Below are 13291 nucleotides of genomic sequence, written 5' to 3' on the forward strand. Positions count from 1 at the left end.
ATGGCAGCAAAAGAAGTCAAGTTTCACGACAGTGCGCGTGATCGTCTGGTCGCTGGGGTGAATCTCCTCGCGAACGCGGTGAAAACCACCCTCGGCCCGAAAGGCCGCAACGTGGTGATTGAGCGCAGCTTCGGCGCGCCGATCGTCACCAAAGACGGCGTGACGGTTGCGAAAGAGATCGAACTCAAAGACAAGTTCGAAAACATGGGCGCGCAGATGGTCAAAGAGGTCGCGTCGAAGACCGCCGACGTCGCCGGTGACGGGACGACCACGGCGACCGTGCTTGCGCAAGCGATCGTGCGCGAAGGGATGAAGTACGTCGCCGCCGGCATGAACCCGATGGACCTCAAGCGCGGGATCGACAAGGCGGTTACCGCGATCGTCGAAGAGCTGAAAGCGATCTCCAAGCCCTGCTCGACGACGAAAGAGATCGCGCAGGTCGGTACCATTTCGGCGAACGCCGACACCTCGATCGGTGAAATCATCGCCCAAGCGATGGACAAAGTCGGCAAAGAGGGGGTGATCACCGTCGAGGATGGCAAGAGCCTCGAGAACGAGCTCGAAGTGGTCGAGGGGATGCAGTTCGACCGCGGCTACCTCTCGCCCTACTTCATCAACAACCCCGACAAGCAAGTCGCGGTGCTCGAGAACCCCTACATCCTCCTGCATGACAAGAAGATCAGCAGCATCCGTGATCTCCTGCCGGTCCTGGAACAAGTGGCCAAAGCGGGTCGTCCGCTCCTGATTGTTGCCGAAGATGTCGAAGGGGAAGCGCTCGCAACGCTCGTCGTGAACAACCTCCGCGGCATCCTCAAGACCTGCGCAGTCAAGGCCCCGGGCTTTGGTGATCGCCGCAAAGCGATGCTGCAAGACATCGCGATCCTGACCGGCGGTACGGTGATCTCTGAAGAGGTTGGCCTCTCGCTCGAGAAGGCGACCCTCGAAGACCTCGGTCAGGCGAAGCGCGTCGAAGTGGCGAAAGAGAACACCACGATCATCGACGGCGCGGGCGATCCGGCGAAGATCCAAGCGCGGGTCAAAGAGATCCGGGTGCAGATCGAAGAGGCGACGAGCGACTACGACCGCGAGAAACTGCAAGAGCGTGTCGCGAAGCTCGCCGGTGGCGTGGCGGTGATCAAAGTGGGTGCCGCGACCGAAGTCGAAATGAAAGAGAAGAAAGCGCGCGTCGAAGACGCGTTGCACGCCACTCGTGCTGCGGTCGAAGAGGGGATCGTCCCGGGTGGTGGCGTGGCGCTCTTGCGTGCCCGCGAAGCGGCCGTTGCCAAAGGGCTCAAGGGCGACAACCCCGACCAGGAGGCCGGGATCAAGATCGTGCTGCGTGCGGTCGAACAGCCGCTGCGTGAAATCGTCGCCAACGCCGGTGAGGAGCCGAGCGTGGTCGTCGCGAAAGTGCTCGAAGGGAAGGGCAACTTCGGCTACAACGCCGCGACGGGCCAGTTCGGCGACATGATCGAGATGGGCGTCCTCGACCCGACCAAGGTGACCCGTTCGGCGCTGCAGAACGCTGCGTCGGTTGCGGGCCTGATGCTCACCACCGAGTGCATGATCGCCGAAGCGCCGAAAGAAGAGAAGGCACCGGCTGGTGGTCCGGGCGCTGGCATGGGCGACATGGACTTCTGATCTCCCTGACGCGACACTGCTTTTATCGCAAAACCCCGCCCGCGTGGCGGGGTTTTTGTTGCCTTTTCCTCTTTTCTGACGTAAGATGAAGAAAACCGCAGCCTAAGGGGCGAACGATGGATGCGCTCGACGTGACCCGCATCGCCAGCGCGATGCAGCAAAGTGAAACCAACACCGCGATTCAGACGGCGGTGTTGAAGAAAATCAACGAGGTTACCCAAGAGACGGCGATGGCACTTGTCGCTGCACTCCCGCAGCCGAGTAACCCCCCGCACCTCGGCAACAGCGTCGACGTGCGCGCGTAATCCCTCGCGTCAGGCCTATACCCCCCGCTCGCGATCGGTGAGCAGCTGTTTCGCGACCTCATCGAAACGGTCGGCTTCTATCGCGGCACGCAATTCGGCCATCAGGTTGTGGTAATAGCGGAGGTTGTGGATGGTGTTGAGGATGCTTGCAAGGATCTCCCCCGCGCGGTAGAGGTGGTGGAGGTAGGCGCGGCTGAAGTGGCGGCAGGTGGTGCAATCGCAGGTGGGGTCGACGGGACCTTCATCGAGTTTGTAGCGGGCGTTGCGGATCTTGACGTCGCCGAAGCGGGTAAAGAGGTGGCCGTTGCGGGCGTTGCGGGTGGGCATGACGCAGTCGAAGAGGTCGATCCCTGCAGCAACGCCGCGAATGAGATCCTCTGGGGTGCCGACACCCATCAGGTAGCGCGCCTGCTTACGGGGAAGAAGTGGCGCGGTGTGGTCGAGGATCCGCATCATCTCCTCTTTCGGTTCGCCAACCGAGAGCCCGCCGATCGCGTAGCCATGAAAGCCGATCTCGACGAGTCCGGCCAAAGACTCGTCGCGCAGTTTCTCATACATCCCCCCTTGGACAATCCCGAAAAGGGCGTTCGGATTCTCAAGGGCGTCAAAAGCATCGCGGCAACGCCTCGCCCAACGCAGCGACAGCCGCATCGATTGGGCCGCTTGCTCCTCGGTTGCCGGGTAGGGGGTGCATTCGTCGAAGACCATCGCGATATCGGAGTCGAGCACCGTCTGAATTTCGATCGCCCGCTCCGGGGTAAGCAAGAGCTTGCTCCTGTCGAGGGGCGAGGCGAAACGGACCCCCTCTTCGCTGATCTTGCGCAGTGCCCCAAGGGAGAAGACCTGAAAGCCCCCTGAATCGGTCAGAATCGGCCGCCGCCAGCCGATGAAGCGGTGGAGTCCGCCAAAGGTGCGAATCACCTCGAGCCCCGGCCGCAGCCAGAGGTGGAAGGTGTTGCCGAGGATGATCTGCGCGCCAACCTCCTCGAGCATCGCTGGGGTCATCGCCTTTACGGTGCCGTAAGTTCCCACCGGCATGAACGCGGGGGTTTCGATCGTTCCGCGGCGCGTCACGAGCCGTCCGCGGCGAGCATCTCCGGACTGGGCGAGCAGAGTAAAAGCTGCTCGTGCGCCGCTGGCGCTTTGGGAGACGTTGCTCGCGGCAGCAAGAGGTTGTTGAGCGTGATCACGCATCATGGTCTCCCTGATCCCCCCACCGTCTGGGGATGAACATCGCGTCGCCGTAACTGAAAAAGCGGTAGCGGTGCGCGACGGCGTGCTGGTAGGCTGCCATCGTGCGCGCGTACCCGGCAAAGGCGGCGACGAGCATGAGGAGGGTTGAGCGGGGAAGGTGAAAGTTGGTCACCAGTGCATCGACCACCTGGAAGCGAAAGCCTGGGCGGATAAAGAGGTCGGTCTCGCCACTTCCGGCTGCGAGTCGCCCCTGTTGCGCCGTGGCTCCTTCCAGGGTGCGCAGCGCGGTAGTTCCGACGGCGACGACCCGCTTCCCGGCCCGTTTCGTTGCTGCAACCGCATCGGCAGTCGCCTCGGGAATCACGAACTGCTCACGGTGCATCCGGTGTTCCTCGAGACGAAGCGTGCGTACCGGCTGAAAGGTGCCCGCGCCGACGTGCAGCGTCACCCACGCAACTTTCACTCCTTTCGCCTGCAACGCCGTGAGGAGCGCTTCGGTGAAGTGGAGCCCGGCGGTGGGCGCAGCGACGGAACCGGGGTGGCGGGCATAGACGGTCTGGTAGCGGGTCTCGTCCGCCGCTTCCGTTTCCCGCTCAAGATAAGGAGGGAGCGGCAGGGTCCCGTAACGCTCGATCCAGTCGAACAGCGCCCCTTCCTCGATGAGCCGCAAGTGGAAGAGCTCCCCTTCGCGGGCGACCACCTCCACGGTGAAGGTGTCGGCAAGCCGCAGCGCCGTCCCAGGTTTGGGCGATTTGCTCGCCCGCACGAGCGCAAGCGCCTCTTTTTCGCCGATGAGGCGTTCAAAGAGGACCTCGACCGCACCCCCCGTGGGTTTTTTGCCGAAGAGCCGGGCGTGGATCACGCGGCTGTCGTTCATCACCAAGAGGTCGCCAGGTTCGAGAAAGGTGGGGAGTTCGCGAAAGGTGTGGTCGGCAAAGTGGTCGCGATCAACCACCAGAAGCCGACTGGTATCCCGCTCAGGAAGGGGATAGCGGGCAATCAGCTCCGGCGGGAGATCGAAGTCGTAGGCATCCAGCCGGTTGAGATCTTGGCAAAAGGTCATTTCTTTCCTATAATGGCGAATCTTGAGCCGAGATGGCGGAACAGGTAGACGCAGCGGACTCAAAATCCGCCGGTGGTGACACCGTGAGGGTTCGACTCCCTCTCTCGGCACCAAAAATCAAGTCCACGCAAAAAGCCGGTTCATTGTTCCGGCTTTTTTTTGTGCTCCGCTCTTTCGTGGTCGGTTTTTCACGAGCGCCCGAGATTCTACACTGAAAAGGGTGCACAGACTATTTATCGAGGTGGCTATCCTGGCGTCTCTGCGCGTGCTCTTGGGCCCGCGCGTAGAGGTCGATGAGGTCGTCGAGGGTAACATCCAAGAGTCCCTCCGATTCTGCCAATGCGCGTTCGATATCCTGCGGTTCGGGAAGTACGGGGCAGTCAGATTGCGGCGAAGCCTGGGCGCGTGAAACGGGCGGATAGTGGCGGCGCGGGAGCACGTTGTTGATGATCAGGGCGAGCAGCAAAGCGATGAGGGCGTTTGCGGCAACGATGGTCAGCGTCCAGACGAATCCCATCTGCTGAAATTCATCTGCACTCAAAATGAGGGTGAGCGCAGTGCCCGCAGCGGGAGGATGGAGGCACTCGAAAAGATACATCGCAAAGATCGCTGCGCCGACGGCGAGACCCGCAGAGAGGAGCGGATCGTGGGTGACTCTGAGGATGACCCATGCCGCCACGGCTGAGACCAGATGGCCAGTAACCAGGTTCCACGGCTGAGCGAACGGACTGTGAGGAGCAGCGTAGAGGAGCAGCGCCGATGCCCCCATGGGGCTGAGCAGGAGAAGCGGAGCGTGCGGCTGCGAGAGAAGCTCGAGCACCCCAGCCAACAGGAAGAGGCCAACGCCCGCCGCCACAGCGCTCAAGAGCCGTTCGGCGAACGGCACGGCGGAACGCCGGGGAAGGAATGAGTGGAGGATGCGCGCGATCTTCATGGCTCAGTTCCGATCGATGGGCGAGGGGTTTTCACACCGGACGTAACGATCCGGGGCGCATGAGGTCGCTTCAGTGCGCAACCGACACTGGGTCGTCTCCGGCTGGAAGGTGGTGTGTTCGATCCCTGCGGCGTGGGCGGTTGCCTCGAGCTGCGGCAAAACTTCAGGCCACGCTTCGAGGGTATCGAGCGCAACGTGCGCGGTGAGCGCGAGCCGCTCGCCCGAGAGTGACCAGACGTGGAGATCGTGGATATCGACGACGTGGGGGATCGTCGCGAGCTGCTGGCCGAGCGTCTCCAGGGCTAGGCTCCGCGGGGCGCCGTCCAGGAGGCGATGGAGGGCATCGGCAAGGAGCCGCACGCTTGCGACCCCTACCAGCGCAGCGATGAGGAGCGAAAGCAGCGGGTCGATCGGCGTCCAACCGGTTATGACCACTACTACTCCGGAGAGGATCGCGGCGACCGACCCGACGAGGTCGCCGAGAACATGGAGGAGCGCGCCCTGGACGTTGAGATTGGCTGGGTCGTGGTCGTGGTCGTGGGGGTGGTCGTGGTTGTGGTCGTGATGGTCATGGTGGCCGCCAAGGATGACGGCGACGTAGGCGTTCACCGCAAGACCGATGAAGCCCACACCGATCACGAGCGGGCCGTCGATCGGTTGCGGCGTGTGGAACCGTTCCCACGCCTCCCAGACGATTGCGCCGACGATCGCGAGCATCGCCGCGGCATTGATGAGCGCCGCCAGGAGCTCGGCACGGCCGTAGCCGTAGGAGTAGCGGGCGTTGGCGGGGCGGTTGGCGAGCCAACTCGCACCGAGGGCAAGGGCGAGCGAGAGGCCGTCGGTGACCATGTGGCCAGCGTCGGCAAGGAGCGCGAGTGACCCGGCCATCCAGCCCGTCACTGCTTCAATGGCGGCGAATCCGAAGGTAAGGAGAACGGCTTGGGCAAGGCGTCGTTGGGCGGTGTGACTCATCTCGCTGCTCCCACGGTGGGCGAAGAGGGGGAAAAGGCGCGACTCATTGCGGCGACCGCAGGGTGGTGGCGCTTGCGCCGGTGGCTGATGAGCCAATACCGTTCATGGAGCTCGGGGATGTCGCCGAGAAAGATGAGCCGCCCGTCGTGGCAGAGCTGCGCTTCGAGGATCTTGGGCGCGGTGAAGATTCCGTCTCCCATGCGGGCGATCTCGACGAGGAGTGCGGTATCGGCAAATTCACCCGCGATCGTCGGCGTCACGTGGTGCTCCTGCGCTTGGGCAAGGAGCGTGACCCGGGCGTGGGTGGGGGTGATCGGCAGGAGCAGCGGCACGCGCGCGAGATCCATCCAGGTGATCGGCCCGGGCCCCCAGCGGGGGGCGCCAAACCAGGCGAGGGGAACGTCGAGGAGACACTGGCTGAAGAGCGGCAGCGCCGCGTCCAACGTGGGGGGCATGTCGCTGAGGATGAGGTCGAGCGTGCCGGTCGCCAGTGCCCCCACGAGGTGCGCAAACCGCTCTTCGCTGACGTGGAGGGTCACGGGCTGCGCGAGTTTTCTGAGGGGTTCGAGAAGAAGCGCGGCGATCGCTTTCGGGACACTGTCGAGAAGCCCCACGCGCACCGGGAGCGTCATCTCGTCACCTGCGAGCCGTTGCTCGAGTTCGTCGGTCAACCGGAAAATCTCGTCGGCGTAGTGGAGAGCGATCTCGCCCGCAGGGGTGAGGATTAGCCGCCGCCCTTGGCGGGTGAAGAGCGGTTTGCCGAAGTGGGCCTCGAGCGCGGCAATCTGCGCGCTGATCGTCTGCGGCGCAAGACCACTCGCTTCAGACGCGCGCTGGATGCCGCCGCGGTGGGCGACGAGCCAGAAGTGGTGGAGCTGTTTGAGGCTGATCATCCGATTTTTTCGAATCAATGATTCTACAGAATCTGATTGTATCGGGATTGGGTCGGTGCTATAATTATAAAGTGGCAATTTTTGGCGTCACATGAGGAGAGACAAGATGGGCAAAAAGAGCGAAGAGCTCCGCACCAGGGGCGTCGAGCGTGCGGCGGCGGAGTTGGCGCCGATCGAGATGGTGCTCTCAGAGAGCAACACGCCGCTGCAACCAGAGGTCGAGAGCCGTTTTCGCCGCCTGATCAATCGGGTGAAGGGGCGGGTCGCGTGGACGCGGATCAAGCTCCTCGATGTTCGGGACGAGACAGGGGCGTTGATGAAGCGGTGTGTGGTGCAGATGCGGCTGCGCCACGCGCCGCAGGTGCTCTTTGCCGTGACGGCCGAATCGGCGCGCGAGGCGCTTGCGGAGGCGGCGGCGCGGCTGGAGCGGGTTTTGGCGCGACGGTTGACTCATTCGAGCCCGTGCGCGCTGTCGGTTTAAGAGGGTTGGTTATCTAGATAGTCATCAGGAGGTTCTATGGAACTGCGAAACGATCGGCAAGAAGGGGTGCGCAATCGGACCCTTACGTGGGATGAGTTGGCGGCGTTGAAGAGTGGCGGCGCGAGCGGCGCGACGTTCGAGCCCCCCTACGCGGACGAGGGGGTGGTCACCGTCGATGCGGAGCGCGCGCAGCGGGTGTTGCGCAACACTTTTATGCTCTTGGCGCTGACGCTCGGCTTTTCGGCGCTCACTGCGGGGGCGTCGCTGATGCTTGGGTTGCCCCATCCGGGGATTCTGATCACCTTGATCGGCTACTTTGGGCTCCTCTTCCTGGTCCATAAGCTCGCGAACCGTCCGGCGGGAATCGCGGCGGTCTTTGCGCTCACCGGCTTCATGGGGTACACGCTGGGGCCGATCCTCGCCGCCTATCTGAAGTTGCCGCATGGGCCCGAGATCGTCTTCCAGGCGTTTGCGGGAACGGCGGTCATCTTCCTCGCGCTGGCTGCGTTCGGCGCAACGACCAAGCGCGACTTCTCGTTCCTCGGGGGATTCCTTTTCGTTGGCATTCTGGTGGCGTTTCTTGCGGGGCTTGCCGCGATCTTCTTCCACATCCCGGCGCTGTCGCTCACCGTCTCCGCGGCGTTCGTTCTCTTGATGTCCGGTTACATCCTCTTTGAGGTGAACCAGATCGTCCGGGGCGGCGAGACCAACTATATTCTGGCGACGGTGTCGCTCTTTGTCAGTATCTACAACCTCTTCACGAGCCTCCTGCACCTCTTGGGAGTACTCAATAGCGACGAGTAAGCGCACCATATGGCACTGCAGTAACGGCGCGGGCCGCCCGGTGGGCGGCCCGGTTTTTTGCTGAATCAAAAATCTGAACTGTGGGTTGTCGCTTTTTCGGGAATCGTGAAGCAACTTATCGCGGGCCAGCGATTAGCGCGTAGGCCGAATGGTTGTGGATCGATTCGAAGTTTTCTGATTCGACGACGTAGCGGGTGATGCGTCGGTCGCGGTTGAGGCGGGCGGCGACGTCGCGCACGAGATCCTCAACGAATTTGGGGTGGTCATAGGCGCGCTCGGTGACATATTTTTCGTCGGGGCGTTTCAGCAGCCCATAGAGCTCGCAGCTCGCCTCTTGTTCGGCAATGTCGATCAGCTCCTCGATCCAGACGTGGTCAGCGAGTTCGGCAGCGATCGTGATGTGGCTGCGCTGGTTGTGGGCGCCGCGCTCGGAGATTTTCTTCGAGCAGGGGCAGAGGGAGGTGACGGGAACGATGACTTTCAAGGTGAAGCGGTAGCGGCTCGCTTCGTCGATCTCGCCGATGAAAGTGACGTCGTAGTCCATCAGGCTCTCGACGCCGGAGATGGGAGCCTTTTTGAGGACGAAGTAGGGAAAGGTCATTTCGACTCGGCCGGTCGCGGCTTCGAGCCGCTCAACCATGTGGCGCAGCATCGGTTCGAACGATTCGACCGAGAGTTCGCGCTCCTGCTGGTTGAGGATTTCGACAAAGCGCGACATGTGGGTCCCTTTGAAATGGCGAGGAAGCCCCACATACATGTTGAAAGTGGCGACGGTGTGCTGCACGCCACCGCTGCGGTCAGAGACGCGCACTGGGTGGCGGATGCTTTTGATGCCGACGCGATCGATGTCGAGGTTGCGGTCATCGGTCGATCCCTGCACGTCGGGCATGTCGTGGGCGACGTCGGGGAGTGGCGGTAGGGTCGAGCTCTCACTCATGGGATTTTCCTTGTTTGTTGAGCATTTTGCTTGGTTTTATCCCGCTTAGAGGGAAATGTCAAGGTGCGGTTCGATAGAAATTTGCAATCGCCGTCATAAGGCTCTGACGATCAAGCCCGGCGAGTGCGAGGAGTTTCTGCGGTTCCCCGTGGGGATAGAACTGGTCGGCCAACCCGAGGCAGAGCACCCGCGGCGGCTGGGGGCGGGCAGAGAGAAGCTGCGCGACTTGGCTCCCCGCACCGCCCAAGACCGCGTTCTCCTCGACGGTGACGAAGTGGTCGTGGGTGGCGGCAAGCTCGCTGACGAGGTCGACGTCGAGCGGTTTGACGAAGCGCATGTCGACGAGTGTGGCGTCGAGCGCCTCAGCAACCGGCCGCGCGGCGGCAAGCGGCGCACCGAAGGCGAGGATCGCCAACCCTTTCCCTTCGCGGACGACCCGCGCTTTGCCGATCGGCAGGGGGTCGAAGGTCTCGGGAAGTTTCGCCCCCGGCCCTGTGCCGCGCGGGTAGCGGACGGCGGCGGGGCCGTCGTAGAGATAGGCGGTGGTGAGCAGCCGCCAACATTCGGCTTCGTCCGACGGCGCCATCACGATCAGGTTGGGAATGCAGCTGCAGTAGGAAAGGTCGAAGGCGCCGTGGTGGGTGGGGCCGTCGGCACCCACCAGCCCCCCGCGGTCGATGGCGAAGGTGACGTTGAGGTTTTGCAGCGCGACGTCGTGGATCAGCTGGTCGTAGGCGCGCTGGAGAAAGGTCGAGTAGATCGCGACCACCGGGCGAAACCCTTCGCACGCAAGCCCCGCGGCAAAGGTGACGGCGTGCTGTTCGGCGATGCCGACGTCAAAGTAGCGGTCGGGAAAGCGTTCAGAAAAGGTGACGAGGCCAGAGCCCTCGCGCATCGCCGGGGTGATGCCGATGAGGAGCGGATCGCGTTCGGCCATCGCGCAGAGCCAACGGCCAAAGACCTCGGTGTAGGTGAGCGCGGCCTGCTCAGCGGTTCCCGGCTCGGGGAGTCCTGCTTGCGGGTCGAAGCGACTCACGCCGTGGTAGCGGACCGGGTCGCTTTCGGCGAGTTTGTAGCCTTGTCCCTTTTTCGTGACGACATGGACGAAGTTGAGCCCGCCGCTGTCGCGGATGTTTTCCAGGGTCGGGATGAGCGCCGAGAGGTCATGCCCGTCGATCGGGCCGACGTAGCGAAAGCCAAACTCTTCAAAGAGGGTGCCGGGGGTGAGCATCCCGATCATATGCTCTTCGACGCGGCGCGCGATCGCTTTGAGCGGGGGCGCTGCAGCCAGCAGCGTCGAGCCGATTTCGCGGGCTGTCCGGTAGGGTTCGCCAGTGAGGAGCCGCGCGAGGATCTTGGTGAGCGCCCCCACGGGCGGCGAGATCGACATCTCGTTGTCGTTGAGCACTACCGTGAGGTTGAGCGCTTTGCATTCGCCGGCATTGTTGAGGGCCTCAAAGGCCATACCGGCCGACATCGCGCCGTCGCCGATCACCGCAACGACGTGGCGTTTTTCACCGCGTGCGTGGGCCGCGACGGCCATGCCGAGCGCCGCCGAGATCGAGGTCGAGGAGTGGCCGACGCCGAAGGTGTCGTAGGGGCTCTCATCCCGTTTGGGGAAGCCTGCAATACCGCCCAACTGCCGCAGGGTCGCGAAGCGGTCGCGGCGGCCGGTGAGGATTTTGTGGGGATAGCATTGATGGCCGACGTCCCAGACGAGCCGGTCGAAGGGGGTGTCGAAGACGGTATGGAGGGCGATCGTGAGCTCCACCGCGCCGAGATTGGAGGCGAGGTGCCCGCCCGTTTTTGCGACCGATTCCAGGATGAAAGCGCGCAGTTCCGCGGCGAGTTCCGTCAAGCGCTCGCGGGGAAGACGCCGCAGATCTTCAGGGGAGTCGATGCGCGCAAGGAGCGGAAAGCGGATGGCAAGGGTTGTGGCGTCCATGGCAGCGCCCCTTATCGGTTGCGTTCGATGACCTGCCGGGCGACCGTTGCGAGCGCCGCCGCTTTGGGGCCGAGTGGGGTGAGCGCCTCGTCGATCGTTCGTTGCAGTTCAGCAAGGCGCGCCCGCGCAGCGCGCTCGCCCAAGAGGGTGACAAAGGTCTGCTTCCCCCGCTCGGCGTCTTTTCCGGGGGTCTTGCCGAGGGTAGCGGCGTCGGCAGAGGTGTCGAGCAGGTCATCGACGATCTGAAACGCGAGCCCCAAGTGGGCGGCGAAATGGGCCAGCGTTTCGATGAGTGTGCGCTTCACCCGCGGGCCGCAAAGCGCTCCGCCGATCACCGCTGCTTCGATGAGCGCACCGGTTTTGCCGCGGTGGAGCCGCTCGAGCTGCGCAACGCCCCGATCCTCGGCGGGGCTCAGCTGCCGCTCGGCTTCGATGTCGAGCGCTTGTCCGCCGACCATGCCGGCAGCGCCCGCGGCGCGGGCGAGCAACCCGACGAGGCGCATCCGCTGTTCGAGCGTCAATTCGGGCGTTGCCGCGAGGATCTCAAACGCGAGCGCCTGCAGCGCGTCGCCGGCAAGAATCGCGGTCGCTTCGTCAAAGGCGACGTGCACTGTCGGTTGCCCGCGGCGCAGCGCGTCGTCGTCCATCGCCGGAAGGTCGTCGTGGATGAGCGAGTAGGTGTGGATCAGCTCGACCGCGACGGCAAAAGGGGTGAGGGCCTCGGGCGGGGCGTCGGTGAGGACCCCCGCAGCGAAGACGAGTTGGGGCCGCAGCCGTTTCCCCGGGGCAAGGAGCGCGTGGCGCATCGCTGCCGCAAGGCGCGCGCTGAGGCTGCCGCTCGTGGCGAGCGCCGCCGCGAGGGCCTCTTCGAAACGTTCGGGATCAAAACGGGATGTCGTCAAAGTCATCGTTCCCGTTCTCGGGTTGCGCGGAGGCGGCCTCTTTCTGAGTCGTCTCGCGGTGGAGCGCTTCGATGCGGGTGAGCCGCTCTTCGGCGGCCTGAAGGAGGGCGCGGCACCGCTGCACGAGCCGCACACCGGTCTCATACCGGTCGAGCGCCTGCTCCAGAGGCAGACGGCCGCTTTCGAGCGCGGCGACGATCCCCTCGAGCTGCTTGAGCGCCCCTTCGAAGTCGAGCCGTTCGATCTGGTCGGGGGTGAGGGTTGCTGGGTCACTCATCTTGAAGCTCCTTGGGTAGCGGGAAATGGACCGTTTCGCGAATCCCCTCGTTTTCGCGCACGGTGGCCACACCCAGCGCCTGCAACCGGGCGACCACCTCTTCCACGAGCGCTTCAGGCGCCGACGCGCCGGCGGTGACGCCAATCGTGCGCGCGCCAACCAGCCACGCGGGATCGATATCGGCAGCGCCGTCGATGAGGTAGGCGCGGGTGCCGCAACTTTCCGCCACTTCGCGCAGGCGGTTGGAGTTGGAGCTGTTTTTCGAGCCGATCACGAGCACGAGGTCACAGCGGGCGGCAAGCGCGCGCACGGCGTCTTGGCGATTTTGGGTGGCGTAGCAGATGTCGTCCTTTTTCGGACCGACGATCTGGGGGAAACGGGCGGTGAGCGCGGCGACGATACGGCGGGCGTCGTCGACCGAGAGGGTGGTTTGGGTGACGTAGGCGACGCGCTCGCCCAGCTCAGGGAGATTCGCTACATCGGCTTCGTCTTCGACCAGCCACACCCGGTCGGGGACCTGCCCCATCGTCCCCTCCACTTCCGGGTGGCCAGCGTGGCCGATCATCACGATCTGGTAGCCGGCGCGGTAGAGCCTCTGGACTTCGAGGTGCACCTTTGTCACGAGCGGACAGGTGGCGTCGAGGACGCGCAGCCGCCGGCGCGCTGCCTCCTCACGAACCGCTTGCGCGACCCCGTGGGCGCTGAAGATCACCACCGCCCCTTCAGGGACCTCGCGCAACGATTCGACGAACCGCGCACCGCGCGCTTTGAGCGCTTCGACGACGTGGCGGTTGTGGACCACTTCGTGCCTCACCCAGACGGGGGGGCCGAAGCGGTTGAGCGCCTCTTCGACGATCGCGATCGCGCGGTCGACGCCCGCGCAGAAGCCGCGCGGGTTAGCCAGAAGCGCCACTTGGGGTGCAGCGGTGACTGAATCGCTCAC

At 63.9% G+C, this 13291-nt stretch carries 14 protein-coding genes and 1 tRNA gene; 5 read left to right on the plus strand and 10 right to left on the minus strand.

Annotation, left to right across the window (positions count from 1 at the left end; all coding sequences use genetic code 11):
* Together groL and ACYQ6T_RS02360 are read left to right on the plus strand one after the other, a co-directional pair.
* Window positions 1-1641, plus strand: coding sequence for a chaperonin GroEL (gene groL, locus ACYQ6T_RS02355; RefSeq protein WP_459827080.1), 1641 nt, complete (start codon window positions 1-3; stop codon window positions 1639-1641).
* 116 nt (window positions 1642-1757) lie between these two features.
* The gene (locus ACYQ6T_RS02360) at window positions 1758-1946 is read left to right on the plus strand and encodes a YjfB family protein (RefSeq protein WP_459827082.1); all 189 of its coding nucleotides are present in this window, start codon (window positions 1758-1760) and stop codon (window positions 1944-1946) included.
* 15 nt (window positions 1947-1961) lie between these two features.
* Here ACYQ6T_RS02360 and tgt read toward each other — a convergent pair whose 3' ends face one another.
* Together tgt and queA are read right to left on the minus strand one after the other, a co-directional pair.
* On the minus strand, window positions 1962-3140 hold the full coding sequence (gene tgt / locus ACYQ6T_RS02365) for a tRNA guanosine(34) transglycosylase Tgt (RefSeq protein WP_459827084.1): 1179 nt from the start codon (window positions 3138-3140) through the stop codon (window positions 1962-1964).
* Window positions 3133-4203: a tRNA preQ1(34) S-adenosylmethionine ribosyltransferase-isomerase QueA gene (gene queA / locus ACYQ6T_RS02370; RefSeq protein WP_459827086.1), complete on the minus strand. Its 1071-nt coding sequence runs from the start codon at window positions 4201-4203 to the stop codon at window positions 3133-3135. The genes tgt and queA overlap by 8 nt, the downstream gene beginning before the upstream one ends.
* A 26-nt stretch (window positions 4204-4229) precedes the next feature.
* Between queA and ACYQ6T_RS02375 the strand changes: the two genes are divergently transcribed.
* Window positions 4230-4316: transfer RNA gene (locus ACYQ6T_RS02375), tRNA-Leu, on the plus strand.
* A gap of 116 nt (window positions 4317-4432) precedes the next feature.
* On the opposite strand, the gene ACYQ6T_RS02380 is transcribed toward ACYQ6T_RS02375, so the two are convergent.
* Genes ACYQ6T_RS02380 through ACYQ6T_RS02390 form a run of 3 tightly spaced genes read right to left on the minus strand, consistent with a single transcriptional unit; the run spans window position 4433 to window position 7002 of the window.
* Window positions 4433-5137 (minus strand): HPP family protein, encoded by a 705-nt coding sequence (locus ACYQ6T_RS02380; RefSeq protein ID WP_459827088.1) that lies wholly within the window; start codon window positions 5135-5137, stop codon window positions 4433-4435.
* A gap of 3 nt (window positions 5138-5140) precedes the next feature.
* The gene (locus ACYQ6T_RS02385) at window positions 5141-6109 is read right to left on the minus strand and encodes a cation diffusion facilitator family transporter (RefSeq protein WP_459827090.1); all 969 of its coding nucleotides are present in this window, start codon (window positions 6107-6109) and stop codon (window positions 5141-5143) included.
* Window positions 6106-7002, minus strand: a complete 897-nt coding sequence (locus tag ACYQ6T_RS02390) for a LysR family transcriptional regulator (RefSeq protein ID WP_459827092.1) — start codon at window positions 7000-7002, stop codon at window positions 6106-6108. The genes ACYQ6T_RS02385 and ACYQ6T_RS02390 overlap by 4 nt, the downstream gene beginning before the upstream one ends.
* Window positions 7003-7093: 91 nt before the next feature.
* Here ACYQ6T_RS02390 and ACYQ6T_RS02395 point away from each other — a divergent pair, with 91 nt between their 5' ends.
* Together ACYQ6T_RS02395 and ACYQ6T_RS02400 are read left to right on the plus strand one after the other, a co-directional pair.
* Window positions 7094-7483, plus strand: a complete 390-nt coding sequence (locus tag ACYQ6T_RS02395) for an HPF/RaiA family ribosome-associated protein (protein WP_459827094.1) — start codon at window positions 7094-7096, stop codon at window positions 7481-7483.
* A gap of 36 nt (window positions 7484-7519) precedes the next feature.
* Window positions 7520-8287: a Bax inhibitor-1/YccA family protein gene (locus tag ACYQ6T_RS02400; RefSeq protein WP_459827096.1), complete on the plus strand. Its 768-nt coding sequence runs from the start codon at window positions 7520-7522 to the stop codon at window positions 8285-8287.
* A 115-nt stretch (window positions 8288-8402) separates the two neighbouring features.
* On the opposite strand, the gene folE2 is transcribed toward ACYQ6T_RS02400, so the two are convergent.
* The 5 genes from folE2 to ispH are packed head-to-tail and all read right to left on the minus strand — an operon-like array spanning window position 8403 to window position 13291.
* On the minus strand, window positions 8403-9224 hold the full coding sequence (gene folE2 / locus ACYQ6T_RS02405) for a GTP cyclohydrolase FolE2 (RefSeq protein ID WP_459827098.1): 822 nt from the start codon (window positions 9222-9224) through the stop codon (window positions 8403-8405).
* Between the two features lie 58 nt (window positions 9225-9282).
* Complete coding sequence (dxs, locus tag ACYQ6T_RS02410; RefSeq protein ID WP_459827100.1) at window positions 9283-11169, minus strand: 1-deoxy-D-xylulose-5-phosphate synthase; 1887 nt, start codon at window positions 11167-11169, stop codon at window positions 9283-9285.
* An 11-nt stretch (window positions 11170-11180) separates the two neighbouring features.
* A complete protein-coding gene (locus tag ACYQ6T_RS02415) occupies window positions 11181-12071 on the minus strand; it encodes a polyprenyl synthetase family protein (RefSeq protein ID WP_459827270.1) in 891 nt (296 codons plus the stop codon).
* Window positions 12052-12348, minus strand: coding sequence for an exodeoxyribonuclease VII small subunit (gene xseB / locus ACYQ6T_RS02420; protein WP_459827102.1), 297 nt, complete (start codon window positions 12346-12348; stop codon window positions 12052-12054). The genes ACYQ6T_RS02415 and xseB overlap by 20 nt, the downstream gene beginning before the upstream one ends.
* Entirely contained in the window at window positions 12341-13291 is a 951-nt protein-coding gene (gene ispH / locus ACYQ6T_RS02425; RefSeq protein WP_459827104.1) for a 4-hydroxy-3-methylbut-2-enyl diphosphate reductase, read from the minus strand. The genes xseB and ispH overlap by 8 nt, the downstream gene beginning before the upstream one ends.

The sequence above is a fragment of the Hydrogenophilus islandicus genome (assembly GCF_054657095.1).